The following is a 15,223-nucleotide window of genomic DNA, read 5'->3' on the forward strand; positions in this document are numbered from 1 at the left end:
TTACAATCCCAAATTTTGTCCCTCTCCGGTCATTACCTGTTGCGCTAAGCTGCTAAAGGCTTCCGGTGAAAAATTATCAAAGAACTCCTGGTATTTAGTCTTATCCCAGATCTCAATCTTGTTGTTGGCAGCCGTCAGCACAATGTCTTTATCCAATCCTGCATGAACCATCAGGTTCTTTGGGATGTTCAGCCGGCCTGCACTATCCAGTTCCAGAATGGTGGCCCCGTTGAGAAAATAGCGGCGGAATTCCCTAACTTTCGGGTCAAAATCATTCAGCTTGCCAATTCTCTCCTGTATAGGTTGCCATTCATTCATCGGGTACAAAGTGAGGCACTTCTCAAAGCCACGGTTCAGCACAAACTGGTTGCCAGCACTCTCCGCTATCTGCCGTTTAAATCCGGCAGGGAGCAGGAAGCGCCCTTTCGCGTCCAGCGTTGCTTCATATTCACCTAAAAATCCTGTCATGCTTTGATTTAGTGGATAAATCCTACTTTCTAACACAAAATAACACTTTTTCCCACTTTTAACCGAGAAAAGGGATTATATATTTTTTCCACAGGTCATTTGTGCCTGATAGACAGGGTTTCAGGGTCCTTTTAGCAGTATGAATGTGGATACTGTGAATAGTAATGTGGATAAAATGTTAGCGGAGGTCATTTATCTGTGGATAAGCCCGTTCCGCAGCCCTTAATCACTGATTTACACCATTTTTGCAAAATTTTAACGGCACCTTCCTGTGCTGTTAACAATATTTGCTTTTAATTCGTACCTTTGCGATTCTTTTTTATGAGGAAAATTCTCTTATACACTGGCCTTTTGGCATTTCTCGTTAGCGCTGTCTCCTGTAACAGGGAATTAAGACGGATTGAAAAAAGCAACGATCTTGAAAAGAAACTATCGTACGCGAATAAGATGTACGATAAGAAAAAGTACCAGATGGCGCAAACGCTGTATGAGGAACTGATTCCAATCTTTAAAGGCACCGAGAAGTTTGAAGATTTGTACTACAGGTACGCCTATTGCTCCTTTTATTTAAAGGACTATACCCAGGCCGCCTTCCATTTCAAGAACTACCTGGAAGCTTTGCCCAGCAGCCCAAGGGCTATGGAGATTGATTATCAGGCTGCTTATAGCTATTACAAGCTGTCTCCCAAGGTACCGTTGGATCAAACCAACTCCATGAAGGCTATCGCCGCCATGCAGACCTTCATCAACTCGTACCCCACTTCCCCCAAGGCAGCGGAAGCGAACGTGGTGATAGAACTGTTGCGCCGGAAGCTGGAACAAAAGGACTATAATGCAGCTGAACTGTATTATAACCTGGGCCACTTTAAAGCAGCAGGTGTTTCATTCAAAAGCCTGATGCGCGCTTACCCGGATTCTGAGAAAAGTGACGGATACAAGTTCATGGCCATTAAATGCTACTACCAGTATGCTAAACAAAGCATACCTACCAAGCAGTTAGAGCGTTATGAGACAGTGGTGACCGAATACCTGGAGTTTTCAGACCGCTACCCGTCCAGCAAATTGAAGGACGATGCCGAAAAATATTTTACCTTAGCAAAAAATAACATAAAAACGCTGGAAAATGAGCAAACTAAAGAGAAGTCTAACCAGTAGCATAAACCCTATGGTTGAAACCAGGAACACCACTGATATCAAAAATCGGACTGGTAACCTGTATGAATCTATTGCCATTATTGCCAAAAGGGCAAACCAGATCAATATTACTGTAAAGGAAGAACTGCATTCCAAACTGGAAGAGTTCGCCAGCCACACGGATAATCTGGAAGAAGTGCATGAGAACAAGGAGCAGATCGAAATTTCCCGCTTCTACGAAAGACTGGCTAATTCTGCTATTCAGGCTACTAACGAATTCCTGGATAACAAGATCTACTACCGTAGGAATGATGACGATCTGTATAGCTGATTCCCATCAGTTATCACGAAAAATATTAACTTCATAGCGGCAGGATGTATCAATTCTGCCGCTTTTGTTTTGCTACATGTTACAAGGGAAAAAGATTCTATTAGGTGTTTCCGGCAGCATTGCAGCTTATAAAGCTGCCCTGTTGGTGCGTTTACTCGTAAAGGAAGGCGCCCAGGTAAAAGTCCTTATGACTCCCGCCGCCACGGAGTTTATCACACCGCTCACACTATCCACGCTTTCCAAACAGGAAGTTGGAGTTACTATCAGTGAGCATGGCAGCTGGAGTAACCACGTAATGCTGGGCCGTTGGGCAGATGTGATGTTGATTGCCCCTGCTTCCGCCAATACCATGGCCAAAATGGCCAATGGGATCACGGACAATCTGCTGCTGGCAGTTTACCTCTCTGCCACCTGCCCTGTATTATTTGCTCCTGCCATGGATGAGGATATGTGGCTGCACCCTGCTACCAGGACCAATGTGGCTAAATTGCTCTCTTATGGCCACCTGCAGATACCCATCGAAAAAGGAGAACTGGCCAGCGGTTTATTCGGAGAAGGCAGAATGGCTGAACCGGAAGCGATGGTCACCTATCTGCAAAATTTCTTTAAAGACCGCGCACAACAAAGACCACTGGCTGGTAAAACTGCCCTTGTGTCTGCCGGCCCTACTCAGGAACCTTTAGATCCGGTTCGTTTTATCAGTAATCACTCCAGCGGAAAAATGGGCATAGCACTTGCAGAAGCATTAGCCGAAGCAGGAGCCAGTGTGCAATTGGTTTTAGGGCCAACACATCTTTCCACCCAACATAGCGGTGTAACTACCACCCGGGTTGTAACAGCAGCTGATATGTTTTCCAGCTGCCTGGAACTTTCTCCCAAAGCGGATATTATTGTGATGGCTGCTGCCGTAGCGGATTACAGACCGAAAACAGTAGCGGATAAGAAGATGAAGAAGAAGGACGATGAACTGAGTATTGAACTGGAAAAAACGAAAGATATTGCCCGTACGCTGGGCAGCCAGAAGAAGAACGGCCAGCTATTGATAGGATTTTCCCTGGAAACGAACAATGAGCGTGAGTATGCGCAAAAGAAGCTACAGGATAAAAATCTGGATATGGTAGTGCTCAATTCCCTGAACGACGCCGGCGCCGGATTCAATTACGATACAAACAAAGTACTGCTCTTATCCCGCGATGGAAAAGAGCAGGCATTGCCCCTGCAGTCAAAGCAGGAGGTGGCCCGAAATATAGTATTGGCTATAATTGACTTGCAACATGCTTAAATACCTGTTATCCTCCCTCTGCCTGTTCTGCTGTTTTCAAACGCAAGCGCAGGAACTGAGGGCCAATGTTTCTGTACAGGCTGCACAACTGAGCACCGGCACGGATAAGAAGATCTTCACTACGCTGCAAAGCGCCCTGGCTGAATTCCTTAATAACCGCCGCTGGACAGATGATGCATTTACACCTGCAGAACGTATTGAATGCAATTTTCTGCTGAATGTAACACAGGCCCTGGGTAACAATACTTACAAGGCTTCCCTGACCATCCAGGCCACCCGCCCGGTTTTCAATGCAGGTTATACCACCAGCATCCTGAACACTCAGGATAACAATATTGTTTTTAAATACATCGAGTTCCAGCCACTGGAATTTAATGAACAGCGTATCGTGGCCAATGATCCGCTGGTTTCCAATCTCACCGCTTCTCTTGCTTATTATATCTATATCATCCTGGGGATGGATTACGATTCCTTCTCTCCCCGCGGTGGCGATAATTATTTCAAAAAGGCACTGAACATTGTGAACAATGCTCCTGACGGGAAAGACATTTCCGGCTGGAAGGCTTTTGAAGGCAATCGTAACCGTTACTGGTTGCAGGATAACCTGCTCAATGTAAAGTTCAGCCGCTTTCATGATGTGATGTACCAGTATCACCGCATGGGTCTGGATCAGATGTATGAAGATGTGAACAAAGGAAGGGCAGCAGTGATGAACTGCCTCAACATGCTCATGGGCATCCAGGAAGAAATGCCGAACTCTATGCTGTTGCAGGTTTTCTTTAATGCAAAGAGCGATGAGCTGTTGAAGATCTTTTCCAAAGCACCGCCCCAGGAAAAAGTAAGGGCGGGGCAGATGCTATCCGTACTGGATATACCTAATGCTAATAAATACCAACAATTAAGATAGATTCATGCGTAAGACGGCCGGAGTGTTTTTGCTCAGTTTGTTATTCGCCTGCGGACAGGCGGACCGTGTACCAAAAGGTGTGCTGCCGAAGGATAAAATGCGGGATGTCCTGCTGGATATGAATTATGCGGAAGTATTTGGAAGGGACCAGGGAATAGATACCGCGAGAATAGCTGATTCCGTCCGCGAACAAAATGTGAAGCGATATTATGTGCAGATCCTTCAGTTACACGGCCTCAGCCGGGAAGAGTTTCAACACAGTTATAAGTACTACGAATATCATCCGGACAAACTGGAAGAGATCTATAAAGAAATGCAGGAGATCGTGAAGCGTAAACGCGAAGTGCTGGATTCTCTTGAACAGATAAAGACGCAGAAGATGAGTGGCATTCCTGGCAGAACCCGCAGGGATTCCCTCTACTGGCCACGTGCGGATAGTATGATCCTGACTTTACCCTAATTAATTATAACACCAAAACATGAAGAAAGTAGTTGCTAACGCCGATGAAGCGATCGCCGATATTCCCAACGGCGCCACCCTCATGCTCGGGGGCTTTGGCTTGTGCGGTATTCCGGAAAACTGCATCTCTGCCCTGGTCCGCAAAGGGGTTCACACATTGACCTGTATCTCCAATAATGCCGGCGTGGATGAATTTGGACTGGGCCAGTTGCTGAATACAAGGCAGGTCAAAAAGATGATGTCCTCTTACGTAGGAGAGAATGCAGAATTTGAAAGACAGTTGTTATCCGGAGAACTGGAAGTGGACCTTATTCCCCAGGGAACTTTAGCCACCCGGATCCAGATGGCTGGTATGGGTATTCCTGCTTTTTTTACCCCGGCAGGGTATGGTACGGAAATAGCAGAAGGGAAAGAAACACGCAATTTTGACGGTAAGGATTATCTCATGGAACTAGCTCTCCATGCGGATTTTGCATTGGTAAAAGCCTGGAAGGGCGATATCATGGGCAACCTTGTTTTCAGGAAAACCACCCGGAACTTTTCTACTTCCATGGCAAAGGCAGGTAAGGTGACCATTGTAGAAGTGGAACATCTTGTACAACCGGGAGAACTGGATGCGGATGAGATCCATGTAGCGGGAATTTATGTTCACCGCATTTTCCAGGGAAGCAATTATGAAAAGCGTATTGAACGTAAAACAGTGAAGATCTAAAATCAATTACAATGGCTCTCGATAAATACGGTATCGCTAAACGCATTGCACAGGAACTGCAGGATGGCATGTATGTGAACCTTGGGATTGGCATTCCCACGCTTGTATCCAATTTTGTTCCTTCCGGGATCTCCATCATGCTGCAATCTGAAAATGGTATGCTGGGCATGGGACCTTACCCCTTAGAAGAAGATATAGACGCAGACCTGATCAATGCAGGTAAAGAAACAGTAACAGTATTGCCCGGCGGCGCTTTTTTTGATTCCGCAGAAAGCTTTGGCATGATCCGCGCAGGGAAAGTAGACCTCACTGTGCTGGGGGCTATGGAAGTTTCTGATAACGGGGATATTGCTAACTGGAAGATCCCCGGTAAAATGGTGAAAGGAATGGGCGGCGCTATGGACCTCGTGGCTTCTGCCAAGAATATCATAGTAGCCATGATGCATACCAACCCAAAAGGGGAAAGCAAATTACTACCCCAGTGTACACTGCCATTAACAGGTGTGCATTGTGTTAAAAAGATCGTAACGGAACTGGCAGTATTGGAGGTAACCCCTGACGGATTTAAGCTGCTGGAGCGGGCGCCGGGTGTTCCTGTGGAAGAGATTGTGGCTAAAACAGCCGGCCGGTTAATCGTAGAAGGAGAAATTCCTGAAATGGTAATATAATCGTAAATTAGAAGTATGCAATTGTGTTATAACGGAAAATTCATGGCGAGTGATAGGCCATTGCTCACCGTAGATAATCGCAGTTTTCGCTATGGCGACGGATGTTTTGAGACGATGAAAGTCTATCAGGGACAACTGTTGTTGGCAGATCTTCATTTTGAAAGACTGATAGCGAGTTTGCATATCCTGCACTTCCACATTCCTGCGCATTTTTCTAAAGAATACTTTACCGGCCTGATACAGGAACTTTGCCGCATGAACAATGTGAGCCCGCTGGCACGTGTAAGGCTTACCGTATGGCGCGCAGGAACCGGGTTGTACGATCCGGTTGATCATACACCGCATTTCATTATCCAGTGCTGGGAATTGCCGAAGCATATCTTTGAATTGAACAATGCCGGCTTAAGGCTGGATGTATATGCGGATGCTACCAAATCCGGGGATAAACTGTCAAACATCAAATCCAACAACTGCCTCCCTTACATCATGGGAGCCTTATATGCCAAACAACATCAGCTGAGCGAAGTGTTGCTGTTGAACCATCGTGGCCGTGCAGCAGATACTACTATCGCTAATATCTTCGCGGTACAGGATGGAAAGATATTTACGCCGCCGCTGAGTGAAGGCTGTGTTTGTGGTGTAATGCGCAAACACTTGTTGCAGGCTGATCTTCCTTTTAAAATAGAAGAAAAGCCTCTCACTATTTCAGACCTCCAGGATGCGGAGGAGATCTTCCTCACCAATGCTATTTACGGGATCCGCTGGGTAGGGGAGTTCCGCAAAGTCAGTTATGGCAATGCAACAGCTGCTATCGTGCATGAACTGTTGTATGAATCTATCTTATAATTATGGTAGCACTTTGCTGGTTACGCCGGGATCTCCGGCTCTCAGACCAGGCGGCTTTATATCATGCTTTACGCAGCGGTATGCCGGTTATTCCTGTTTTTATTTTTGACACCAATATTCTGAATGATCTGGAGGATCGTGCCGATAAGCGATTGCAGTTCATCCATGATGTGTTGACGCAATTGCAACAGCAGCTGGTGAAAAAAGGAAGCACGCTGGATGTTTTCTATGGTACACCGGAACAGGCTTTTGCACACTGGACCAAGCGTTACAAAGTAAAAGCTGTTTTTACCAATCATGATTACGAACCTTATGCACGTGAGCGGGATGCGGCTGTCAGCGTGCAATTGAAGGCATTGGGTATTCCTTTTCATACTTACAAGGATCAGGTGATCTTTGAAAAGGATGAAGTAGTGAAAGATAACGGAGAGCCCTACACGGTCTTCACCCCCTACAGCAAAAAGTGGAAGCTCAAACTGAATGATTTTTATCTGAAGCCTTATCCGGCAGGGGAGGGGTTTTATCAGCAGCCACCATTACCTGTTCCTGCTTTGTCAGATATGGGTTTTGAAGCAACGGATAATAACTTCCCTGATAAAGATATTGAAGAAGCCTTGCTGCGCCACTATGATAAAACAAGGGATTTTCCCGCTGTGGACGGCACTTCCAGGCTAAGTGTACACCTGCGTTTTGGCACTATCAGCATCAGGGCGCTGGCACAAAGAGCAAGGCAACTGAATGAAGTATTCCTGAATGAATTGATCTGGCGGGATTTCTATCAAATGATCTTATGGCATTTCCCGCAGGTGGTGCATCAGTCTTTTAAGAAGGAATACGATGGTATAATGTGGCGCAATAATGAAAAGGAATTTCAGCGCTGGTGTGAAGGACAAACTGGTTATCCTATTGTAGATGCGGGGATGCGGGAACTGAATGCAACGGGATATATGCATAACCGTGTGAGGATGATTGTTGCCAGTTTCCTCACCAAACATCTACTGATAGACTGGCGATGGGGAGAAGCTTACTTCGCGAAAAAGTTATTGGATTATGATCTGGCGGCTAACAACGGAGGCTGGCAATGGGCCGCTGGCAGCGGTTGTGATGCAGCTCCTTATTTCCGTGTATTCAATCCCACCTTGCAAACGCAGAAGTTTGACAAGGACTTGTTATACATTGGTAAATGGGTGACGGAAATAGATAGCCCACCCATAGTAGAACATGATGTAGCCCGAAAACGTGCCCTGGAAGTATACGGCAAGGCATTAAAAAAATCCTAAACCCCCGCCATCTCCTTCAACTTCGCCACCGCAATCTTTCCTTCTTCTCCCAGATCCAGGCTAAATTTATTTACGTAAAGATCAATATGCTGGCGCATTACCTGCTCATCCATTTCCTGTGCATGCGCTGTTACATAAGATGATAATGTGGGATACCCAAAGAAAGCATGTTGAAGGCTGGAGTGGATCAGTTTATCTACCTTTTGCTGCACAGCTTCCGGAAGATCCTTCCGGATAAAGATCCCGCCCAGCGGAATAGGCTGCCCTGTTGTAGCTTCCCAGAATTCTCCCAGGTCTATCAATTTCACCAGACCTTTTAACTGGTAAGTGAAACGGTTCTCATGAATGATCACACCGGCATCCACATCTCCGTTTAATACGGCATTTTCAATATCGGAAAACAGCATGATCTTCTTATTGACAGCACCCGGAAACGCAATACGGAAAAGGAGGTTAGCCGTTGTATTCTCACCGGGAATAGCAATGGTGAGATCCTTTATTTCTGTAAGAGGAATATCTTTTCTGGCAATCAGTAATGGTCCGCAACCACGGCCCAATGCGCTGCCACTGTTCAGCAGTCTGTATGTATCTGCTACTTTGAGTCCTGCGGCAAAGCTCAGTTTTGTGATGTCCAGCTTGCCTTGTAAAGCCCATTGGTTGAGGGTTTCCACATCTTCCAGTTTCGTCTCAAAACTAAATCCTTCCGTATCTATTTTCTGATTCACCAGTGCGTCGAAGATGAAGGTATCATTCGGGCAGGGCGAAAATCCTAATGTCAGATGCATGATTCAATCTATTTTATCGTCTGCAATATACTGCGGAGTGTATTATTCAGATTCGTTACGGCGAGTGGAATATTCCATTTGCTTTTGTCCCGCACTTCCACATAATTTGAAATGGTGCGGAGTTGCAGGAAAGGAATATTTTCCATCAGGCAGCAATAATGAAAGGCCGCGCCTTCCATACTTTCAATGTCCGGCTGGTACTTTTCTTCCAGGCGGGTGATGGTAGCAGCGGAACCACTGACCATATTAACCGTAACCCCCCGCGCTTTACGTAAGCCAAAATCAGGGGATGTATTCGGTAAATAATTATGTGTAAAGGGTGCCATATCAGCCTTCCATAAGCCAATATCAAAGAGGTCTTTATATTGGTCGTTATCCTCTACCCCCAGGTCCCCCAGCACTTCCTGTTCTATTACCACCGTTTCCCCAATGGGCCAGCTGTGCTGGAAACTTCCGGCAATACCCGCCTGTATGGCCAGATCCGGTCTTTTTTTGGCAAAATATTTACCCAGGTGATAAGCCGTGCTGAACATCCCGATCCCTGTGATCATCACCTCCACTTCGATTTGTCCGTTTATTGTAACTTCTTCTTTCAGCCAGTTGATCAAAGGTTTGATCTCTGGCTCTGTAGCAGCTGTGACCAATACTTTCATTCTGCAAAGGTACATTGCCCAACGGGTACTCTCGTCTAATTGCGTTATTTTTGCAGAAATTTATTAAGAAATAAAATGATCTATTTAACGCGCGTGGAGCATTTTAATGCGGCACACAAGTTATTCAACCCGCATTGGAGCAAGGAGCAAAACCTGGAAGTATTTGGCAAATGTGCTAATGACAACTGGCATGGGCATAATTACGACCTGCATGTAACGGTGAAAGGTAATCCTGATCCGGAAACAGGTTTTGTATTCAATGCCAAGACCCTGGGTGTGCTTATCAAAGACCTCGTCATCGAGAAGATGGACCATAAGAACCTGAACATGGATGTTGATTTCATGGCAGGCAAATTCACTTCTGCGGAGAATGTGGCTATTGCTATCTGGGAACAACTGGAAAAGGCGCTGCCGGATACCGTTCAGCTGCATTGTATTAAACTGTATGAAACTGCCAAGATCTACGTAGAGTACTTCGGTGGCAAATAAGCGATAATAAATACAGACATGGCTTACAAGAAGGAAGAAAAATTCGACGAGAAAGTAACATCCGGTTTAATAGAGCATTACAGGGGAGCAATAGAATTGCTGGGAGAAGATCCGGAAAGAGAGGGCCTGCTCAAAACGCCGGAACGCATGGCAAAAGCAATGCAGTACCTGACGCAGGGATACGAAATGGATGCGAAAGCGATCCTCAACGGAGCAAAATTCACAGAGTCCTACAGCGAAATGGTGATTGTAAAGGATATAGAATTGTATTCCATGTGTGAGCACCATATGCTGCCTTTTTTCGGGAAAGCACATGTAGCGTATATCCCTAATGGTTATATCACCGGCCTGAGCAAAATTGCCAGGGTGGTAGATGTATTCTCCCGCAGGATGCAGGTACAGGAACGTTTAACGCATCAGATCCTGGACGCTATCCAGGAAACACTGGAACCGCAGGGCGTGGCAGTGGTGATAGAAGCGCAACATCTTTGCATGATGATGCGTGGTGTGTCCAAACAGAATTCGGTGACTACCACTTCGGCATTCAGCGGTCAGTTTGAACATCCCGCTACCCGTGCAGAATTTATGAAACTGATCAGTTCAGACCTTATCAGCAGAAGATAAATAAGCGCATATAAAAATTATGGTTTAACATGGCATACTCCGGTAGCTAGGTTAAACCATAATTTTTTACATATATTTGCTCGCTGATAATTAATGTAATACAAATCGTAACCAATGAAACACGCTTACGTTTTTCCAGGCCAGGGTTCCCAGTTCCAGGGAATGGGCAAAAGTTTTTACGACAATAATCCCAAAGCGAAATCTTTATTCGAGAGAGCGAATGAAATTCTGGGTTTCCGCATTTCTGATATCATGTTTACCGGAACAGACGAGGACCTTAAGCAGACCAATGTAACGCAGCCCGCTGTGTTCCTGCATTCTGTGATCGGTTTCCTTTGCCTGGATAATCCTACGCCGGCTATGACAGCCGGCCATTCCCTGGGGGAGTTTTCTGCCCTGGTAGCCAATGGCACCCTGGCTTTTGAAGATGCGCTGCGCCTGGTAGCCATCCGTGCCAATGCCATGCAAAAAGCCTGTGAAGCTACACCCAGCACAATGGCGGTAGTATTAGGGCTGGAAGATGCAAAAGTAGAAGAGATCTGTGCTACCATCACAGATGATGTGGTAGTACCGGCTAATTATAATTGCCCCGGTCAGCTGGTGATCTCCGGAACCGTTCCTGCTGTGGAACGTGCTATGGAACTGATGAAAGCAGCCGGCGCCAAAAGAGCTATGCTGTTGCCGGTAGGTGGCGCTTTCCATTCTCCCCTGATGGCTCCGGCCCAGGCTGAGTTGCGTGATGCTATTGAAAAAATGACCTTTAATACCCCTATTTGCCCTGTGTACCAAAACGTGGTGGCAAAAGCAGTATCAGATCCGGCGGAGATCAAGCAAAACCTGATCAGCCAGCTCACGGGTGCCGTAAAATGGACGCAGTGTGTACAAGCAATGATAGCAGATGGCGCTTTGCATTTTACAGAAGTTGGCCCCGGTAAAGTATTGCAGGGACTGATCGGTAAGATCGATAAAATAGCAGTAACAGATGGTATCTCCACTGGTTTGGAAGAAGCCGTAGCAAAATAATTTAAAAGCCGGGGAAGCACATTCCCCGGCTTTTAATATGTAACTTTTTCAGCCCTGTACCCGTTCTAAGAGAACAAACCGATCCCATGCGCCTAGCATTACTCCTTGCCTTAACCAGCCTGATGGCATGTAGCAAATCCGACCAATATGAAGACCGTTGGATAGAAACAAGTCAGCGTCAGGAAGTTATCGTATTCAAACATGAAGAAAAATCTACCCTGCCAGGCACTACTGCTACCGGAACAGAAGGAAGTTTTTATTTTCAATCCCGCAAATTACCAGATTATGTTAGCCGCGCCAATGAATCCGGTATCTACTATTACACCATAGAAGGAGATAGTTTGCTCCTCAAAACCCGCCAGCAGAAATTCTATTTCAAAATGGCGGTGGATAAAAAGAGCTTCACTATCGGGCGGTTCTTTGTTGATCCCGGGGGGCTGCCACAGGATTTGATCTTTGAGAAACAGTAAATTCAATACTGGCGTTCCACCATTCCGGATCAAACTTAGCGTTATATTTTTTATAGAAATTGATAGCTGGCTCATTCCATTCCAGTACCTGCCAAACCATGCCTGAGAAGTTTTTCTCGCCAGCTTCTTCTATCAGTTTATCGAACAATAATTTACCAAGCCCCTGACCCCGGGAGGCCTCAGACACCACCAGATCCTCCAGGAACATACGGCAACCTTTCCAGGTAGAATACCGGATGTAGTACAAAGCAATCCCTTGCACCACGCCGTCTACTTCTGCTACAAATGCCCACCACACAGGGTTTGGCCCAAAGCCGCTTTCTTCAAAATGTTCTTGTGTAACCGTTACTTCCTGCGGCGCTTTTTCATATAAAGCCAGTTCCCGCACCAGTTCCATCATCCGTGGGCAATCTGCTTTTTCCGCTTTACGAATTATTATGCTCATGATAAGGCCTGTTCCAGGTCGTTTAAAATATCAGTTACTGCTTCAATGCCTACACTCACACGGATCAAACCATCCGTGATATCATACTTCTCTCTTAATTCTTTTGGTACGCTGTAATGTGTCATGGAGGCGGGATGGCAGATGAGTGTATCGCAAGTGCCCAATGATACAGCACGCAGGCACATCTGCAAACGGTCTATGAAACGTTTACCTGCTTCCAGCCCATCTTTCAATTCAAAACTGAGCATGGCGCCGGCATGTTTCATCTGGCGGGAAGCAATGGAAAAATCAGGATGATCTGCAAGGCCGAGGTAGTTCACTCTGGCAATGGCCGGATGCCCATCCAGGAAACCAGCTACTTCCATAGCATTATGGCAATGACGTTCCATGCGCACTTCCAGTGTTTTTATACCCTGGGTGAGCAGGAAAGAATCAAAAGGATTACTGTTGGCGCCGAGCATGCGGGCCATTTTTTCTACCGGGCCTCTCATCATTTCCAGGTCTTTTCCAACGAGCACACCTCCAATGGCAGTACCATGGCCATTCAGGAATTTGGTGGTAGAATGGAAAACATAATCTGCGCCATAAGCAAATGGTTGTTGCAGATAGGGGGTAGCGAAAGTATTATCTACGGCAGAAACCAGTTTATACTGCTGTGCAATGCCACACAACGCTTCCAGGTCTACACACTTTAAAGTAGGATTGGCGGGCGTTTCCAGGTACATCATTTTAATGGAAGGATCTGCTTTAATGATCTCTTCCGTTTTGTTGAGGTCCTGCATATCTATGAAGATGGTCTCAATACCCAATGGCGGCAACGTTTTCCGGAACATTTCATCCGTACCGCCGTAGAGGGAATAATGAGAGATCACTTTATCTCCTGATTTGAGATTGGAGAAGAAAAGGGTGGAAAGCGCGCCCATACCGGATGCGTGCAATTTTGCCTTCAGTTGCATGTTGAGTCCGAAGCCTTCCAGGGCTGCAATCTTTTCTTCCGCTTCCCGGAAATTTGGACTGTCCCAGCGGGTGTAGATGTAACCATCTTCTTTTCCACTGAACCGGTGCATGCCTTGTTCTGCAGAATCATATACATAGGTAGAGGAGGCATAAATGGGTGTAAGATGGGCGTATAGTGGGTCTTGCTCATGCCCTGCATGAACGCATACTGAACTGAAACCGGTAAGCGGTGCTTGTTTCATGGTTTGATTTTGTATTGTTTTCGGGTAATGATTATCTTGTTAGTGATTTTACCTCTGTAAAAATAAGATATTAGATGAAGGATCTCTTACTGCGGTTTGCGATGTATAATATCTGGGCCAACCAGCGGATCATCGTTTTGCTGAATGGTTTAACGGAAGAGCAGCTGGATAAGGACCTGGGCAGCAGTTTCTCTTCCATGCGCCAAACCATTTACCACATGTGGGATTCGGAAAGTGTCTGGTATCAAAGGTTACACCTGGCTACACCGGTTATTTTCCCTTCAAAGGATTTTTCCGGGAACTGGCAGGAATTTGTGCACCTGTTCTCCCGGCAAAGCGAGTTGCTGAAAGATTTTGTGGCAACGGCTTCTGATGCAAAACTGGCACATACCATTGAGTATCATCATATAGTGAAGGGGATTTGCAAATCGGCGGTGGATCATGTGGTGTTATCAGCGTTTAATCATTCCACTTATCATCGTGGCCAGCTGGTGACCATGCTGCGTCAGACGGGTGTTACAAAAATACCGCAGACGGATTTTATAGAATATACCAGGATCAAAAAATAAGCGATTAGTATGCCATACGAAAAAGCCCCCCGACATTTAGTTGCGGTCGATTGTATCATCTTCGGATTTGAGGACGGTAAACTGAAACTCCTCATTATCAAGCGGAAGGTGGACCCTATGGAGGGAGCATGGTCTATGGTAGGAGGTTTTGTGCAGGAAGGAGAAAGTACCAATGATGCGGCTACCCGGGTATTACAGCAAACCACCGGTATCCAGGATATTTATATGGACCAGTTGCTATGTTATGGCGATGTGGAAAGGGATTCAGGCGCCAGGGTAATATCCGTGGCCTATTATGCCCTGATCCGTATCAGCGAGCATGACCGCATCCTGGCCAATGCACATGGCGCACACTGGCTGTCCCTCCACCAGATCCCTGAACTGATCTTTGACCATGCGCAGATGCTGAGCGATGCATTGGCGCGTTTGAGAGATAAAGCCCATTTCCATCCGATTGGATTTGAACTGCTGCCGGAAAAGTTCTCCCTGCCGCAACTGAGAAATTTGTACGAAGAAATATACCAGCGTCCATTAGATAAACGTAACTTCAGGAAGAAGATCCTGGCAATGGATATTTTAGAAAAACTGGACGAGAAAGATAAGAGCACTTCGAAAAAGGGAGCACACCTTTACCGGTTCGACAAAACGAAGTATAATGCCCTTACACAGCATGGGCTGGTATTTGAGATATAATAAGAACAGAGTCGCAAAAGCATAACATCACTGAAACCCACCAGATGTGTTTGTTCCACCCGATATGGCACCCGTATTCCCATTCCGTAGCATTCCTGCATCCGGTATATAAAGGCTATTATATCATGTTGAACGCCCCCTAGCCGGGGAAACTTCCGCCGCTCAATAACCAAACCGCCTTGTTA

At 46.1% G+C, this 15,223-nt stretch carries 20 protein-coding genes; 15 read left to right on the forward strand and 5 right to left on the reverse strand.

Annotated features, from left to right (window positions below; genetic code table 11):
- Positions 1 to 468 (reverse strand): division/cell wall cluster transcriptional repressor MraZ, encoded by a 468-nt coding sequence (gene mraZ, locus GFS24_RS23520; protein WP_153663893.1) that lies wholly within the window; start codon positions 466 to 468, stop codon positions 1 to 3.
- Positions 469 to 819: 351 nt separating this feature from the next.
- Here mraZ and GFS24_RS23525 point away from each other — a divergent pair, with 351 nt between their 5' ends.
- The 9 genes from GFS24_RS23525 (at position 820) to GFS24_RS23565 (ending at position 8,088) form a co-directional block, all read left to right on the forward strand.
- Entirely contained in the window at positions 820 to 1,623 is an 804-nt protein-coding gene (locus GFS24_RS23525; RefSeq protein ID WP_253906576.1) for an outer membrane protein assembly factor BamD, read from the forward strand.
- A gap of 10 nt (positions 1,624 to 1,633) precedes the next feature.
- A complete protein-coding gene (locus GFS24_RS23530; RefSeq protein ID WP_253906577.1) occupies positions 1,634 to 1,933 on the forward strand; it encodes a DNA-directed RNA polymerase subunit omega in 300 nt (99 codons plus the stop codon).
- Between the two features lie 76 nt (positions 1,934 to 2,009).
- The gene (gene coaBC / locus GFS24_RS23535; protein WP_153663899.1) at positions 2,010 to 3,215 is read left to right on the forward strand and encodes a bifunctional phosphopantothenoylcysteine decarboxylase/phosphopantothenate--cysteine ligase CoaBC; all 1,206 of its coding nucleotides are present in this window, start codon (positions 2,010 to 2,012) and stop codon (positions 3,213 to 3,215) included.
- Positions 3,208 to 4,122, forward strand: a complete 915-nt coding sequence (locus tag GFS24_RS23540) for a DUF4835 family protein (protein WP_153663901.1) — start codon at positions 3,208 to 3,210, stop codon at positions 4,120 to 4,122. Before coaBC ends, GFS24_RS23540 begins: the two co-directional genes overlap by 8 nt.
- Positions 4,123 to 4,126: 4 nt before the next feature.
- Positions 4,127 to 4,582, forward strand: coding sequence for a DUF4296 domain-containing protein (locus tag GFS24_RS23545; RefSeq protein WP_153663903.1), 456 nt, complete (start codon positions 4,127 to 4,129; stop codon positions 4,580 to 4,582).
- A 19-nt stretch (positions 4,583 to 4,601) separates the two neighbouring features.
- Positions 4,602 to 5,294: a CoA transferase subunit A gene (locus tag GFS24_RS23550; protein ID WP_153663905.1), complete on the forward strand. Its 693-nt coding sequence runs from the start codon at positions 4,602 to 4,604 to the stop codon at positions 5,292 to 5,294.
- Between the two features lie 11 nt (positions 5,295 to 5,305).
- Positions 5,306 to 5,962 (forward strand): 3-oxoacid CoA-transferase subunit B, encoded by a 657-nt coding sequence (locus tag GFS24_RS23555; protein WP_153663907.1) that lies wholly within the window; start codon positions 5,306 to 5,308, stop codon positions 5,960 to 5,962.
- A gap of 15 nt (positions 5,963 to 5,977) precedes the next feature.
- The gene (locus tag GFS24_RS23560; RefSeq protein WP_153663909.1) at positions 5,978 to 6,808 is read left to right on the forward strand and encodes an aminotransferase class IV; all 831 of its coding nucleotides are present in this window, start codon (positions 5,978 to 5,980) and stop codon (positions 6,806 to 6,808) included.
- A gap of 2 nt (positions 6,809 to 6,810) precedes the next feature.
- The gene (locus GFS24_RS23565) at positions 6,811 to 8,088 is read left to right on the forward strand and encodes a deoxyribodipyrimidine photo-lyase (protein WP_153663911.1); all 1,278 of its coding nucleotides are present in this window, start codon (positions 6,811 to 6,813) and stop codon (positions 8,086 to 8,088) included.
- On the opposite strand, the gene GFS24_RS23570 is transcribed toward GFS24_RS23565, so the two are convergent.
- Positions 8,085 to 8,873 (reverse strand): 1,4-dihydroxy-6-naphthoate synthase, encoded by a 789-nt coding sequence (locus tag GFS24_RS23570; RefSeq protein ID WP_153663913.1) that lies wholly within the window; start codon positions 8,871 to 8,873, stop codon positions 8,085 to 8,087. The genes GFS24_RS23565 and GFS24_RS23570 overlap by 4 nt on opposite strands.
- Positions 8,874 to 8,881: 8 nt before the next feature.
- Complete coding sequence (mqnB, locus tag GFS24_RS23575; protein WP_173003175.1) at positions 8,882 to 9,526, reverse strand: futalosine hydrolase; 645 nt, start codon at positions 9,524 to 9,526, stop codon at positions 8,882 to 8,884.
- Positions 9,527 to 9,601: 75 nt separating this feature from the next.
- Between mqnB and GFS24_RS23580 the strand changes: the two genes are divergently transcribed.
- From GFS24_RS23580 to GFS24_RS23595, 4 genes are all read left to right on the forward strand, one after another.
- Complete coding sequence (locus tag GFS24_RS23580) at positions 9,602 to 10,015, forward strand: 6-carboxytetrahydropterin synthase (protein WP_153663917.1); 414 nt, start codon at positions 9,602 to 9,604, stop codon at positions 10,013 to 10,015.
- An 18-nt stretch (positions 10,016 to 10,033) separates the two neighbouring features.
- Entirely contained in the window at positions 10,034 to 10,639 is a 606-nt protein-coding gene (gene folE, locus GFS24_RS23585; RefSeq protein WP_153663918.1) for a GTP cyclohydrolase I FolE, read from the forward strand.
- 114 nt (positions 10,640 to 10,753) lie between these two features.
- Positions 10,754 to 11,662 (forward strand): ACP S-malonyltransferase, encoded by a 909-nt coding sequence (fabD, locus tag GFS24_RS23590; RefSeq protein ID WP_153663921.1) that lies wholly within the window; start codon positions 10,754 to 10,756, stop codon positions 11,660 to 11,662.
- 86 nt (positions 11,663 to 11,748) lie between these two features.
- Positions 11,749 to 12,132, forward strand: coding sequence for a hypothetical protein (locus GFS24_RS23595; protein WP_153663923.1), 384 nt, complete (start codon positions 11,749 to 11,751; stop codon positions 12,130 to 12,132).
- On the opposite strand, the gene GFS24_RS23600 is transcribed toward GFS24_RS23595, so the two are convergent.
- Together GFS24_RS23600 and GFS24_RS23605 are read right to left on the reverse strand one after the other, a co-directional pair.
- Positions 12,068 to 12,577: a GNAT family N-acetyltransferase gene (locus GFS24_RS23600; RefSeq protein WP_153663925.1), complete on the reverse strand. Its 510-nt coding sequence runs from the start codon at positions 12,575 to 12,577 to the stop codon at positions 12,068 to 12,070. The genes GFS24_RS23595 and GFS24_RS23600 overlap by 65 nt on opposite strands.
- The gene (locus GFS24_RS23605; RefSeq protein WP_153663927.1) at positions 12,574 to 13,776 is read right to left on the reverse strand and encodes a PLP-dependent aspartate aminotransferase family protein; all 1,203 of its coding nucleotides are present in this window, start codon (positions 13,774 to 13,776) and stop codon (positions 12,574 to 12,576) included. Before GFS24_RS23605 ends, GFS24_RS23600 begins: the two co-directional genes overlap by 4 nt.
- A 74-nt stretch (positions 13,777 to 13,850) precedes the next feature.
- On the opposite strand from GFS24_RS23605, the gene GFS24_RS23610 reads away from it, so the two are divergent.
- Positions 13,851 to 14,345, forward strand: coding sequence for a DinB family protein (locus tag GFS24_RS23610; RefSeq protein WP_153663929.1), 495 nt, complete (start codon positions 13,851 to 13,853; stop codon positions 14,343 to 14,345).
- Between the two features lie 9 nt (positions 14,346 to 14,354).
- Positions 14,355 to 15,038, forward strand: a complete 684-nt coding sequence (locus GFS24_RS23615; protein ID WP_153663931.1) for an NUDIX domain-containing protein — start codon at positions 14,355 to 14,357, stop codon at positions 15,036 to 15,038.
- The last annotated feature ends 185 nt before the right edge of the window (positions 15,039 to 15,223 follow it).

The organism is Chitinophaga sp. SYP-B3965, assembly GCF_009647655.1.
Classification (GTDB): Bacteria; Bacteroidota; Bacteroidia; order Chitinophagales; family Chitinophagaceae; genus Chitinophaga.

Coding starts and splice junctions, on each gene's coding strand:
- mraZ (WP_153663893.1), bottom strand. CDS start 468: ATGACAGGATTTTTAGGTGAATATGAAGCAACGCTGGACGCGAAAGGG.
- GFS24_RS23530 (WP_253906577.1), top strand. CDS start 1,634: ATGGTTGAAACCAGGAACACCACTGATATCAAAAATCGGACTGGTAAC.
- coaBC (WP_153663899.1), top strand. CDS start 2,010: ATGTTACAAGGGAAAAAGATTCTATTAGGTGTTTCCGGCAGCATTGCA.
- GFS24_RS23540 (WP_153663901.1), top strand. CDS start 3,208: ATGCTTAAATACCTGTTATCCTCCCTCTGCCTGTTCTGCTGTTTTCAA.
- GFS24_RS23545 (WP_153663903.1), top strand. CDS start 4,127: ATGCGTAAGACGGCCGGAGTGTTTTTGCTCAGTTTGTTATTCGCCTGC.
- GFS24_RS23550 (WP_153663905.1), top strand. CDS start 4,602: ATGAAGAAAGTAGTTGCTAACGCCGATGAAGCGATCGCCGATATTCCC.
- GFS24_RS23555 (WP_153663907.1), top strand. CDS start 5,306: ATGGCTCTCGATAAATACGGTATCGCTAAACGCATTGCACAGGAACTG.
- GFS24_RS23560 (WP_153663909.1), top strand. CDS start 5,978: ATGCAATTGTGTTATAACGGAAAATTCATGGCGAGTGATAGGCCATTG.
- GFS24_RS23565 (WP_153663911.1), top strand. CDS start 6,811: ATGGTAGCACTTTGCTGGTTACGCCGGGATCTCCGGCTCTCAGACCAG.
- GFS24_RS23570 (WP_153663913.1), bottom strand. CDS start 8,873: ATGCATCTGACATTAGGATTTTCGCCCTGCCCGAATGATACCTTCATC.
- mqnB (WP_173003175.1), bottom strand. CDS start 9,526: ATGAAAGTATTGGTCACAGCTGCTACAGAGCCAGAGATCAAACCTTTG.
- GFS24_RS23580 (WP_153663917.1), top strand. CDS start 9,602: ATGATCTATTTAACGCGCGTGGAGCATTTTAATGCGGCACACAAGTTA.
- folE (WP_153663918.1), top strand. CDS start 10,034: ATGGCTTACAAGAAGGAAGAAAAATTCGACGAGAAAGTAACATCCGGT.
- fabD (WP_153663921.1), top strand. CDS start 10,754: ATGAAACACGCTTACGTTTTTCCAGGCCAGGGTTCCCAGTTCCAGGGA.
- GFS24_RS23595 (WP_153663923.1), top strand. CDS start 11,749: ATGCGCCTAGCATTACTCCTTGCCTTAACCAGCCTGATGGCATGTAGC.
- GFS24_RS23600 (WP_153663925.1), bottom strand. CDS start 12,577: ATGAGCATAATAATTCGTAAAGCGGAAAAAGCAGATTGCCCACGGATG.
- GFS24_RS23605 (WP_153663927.1), bottom strand. CDS start 13,776: ATGAAACAAGCACCGCTTACCGGTTTCAGTTCAGTATGCGTTCATGCA.
- GFS24_RS23610 (WP_153663929.1), top strand. CDS start 13,851: ATGAAGGATCTCTTACTGCGGTTTGCGATGTATAATATCTGGGCCAAC.
- GFS24_RS23615 (WP_153663931.1), top strand. CDS start 14,355: ATGCCATACGAAAAAGCCCCCCGACATTTAGTTGCGGTCGATTGTATC.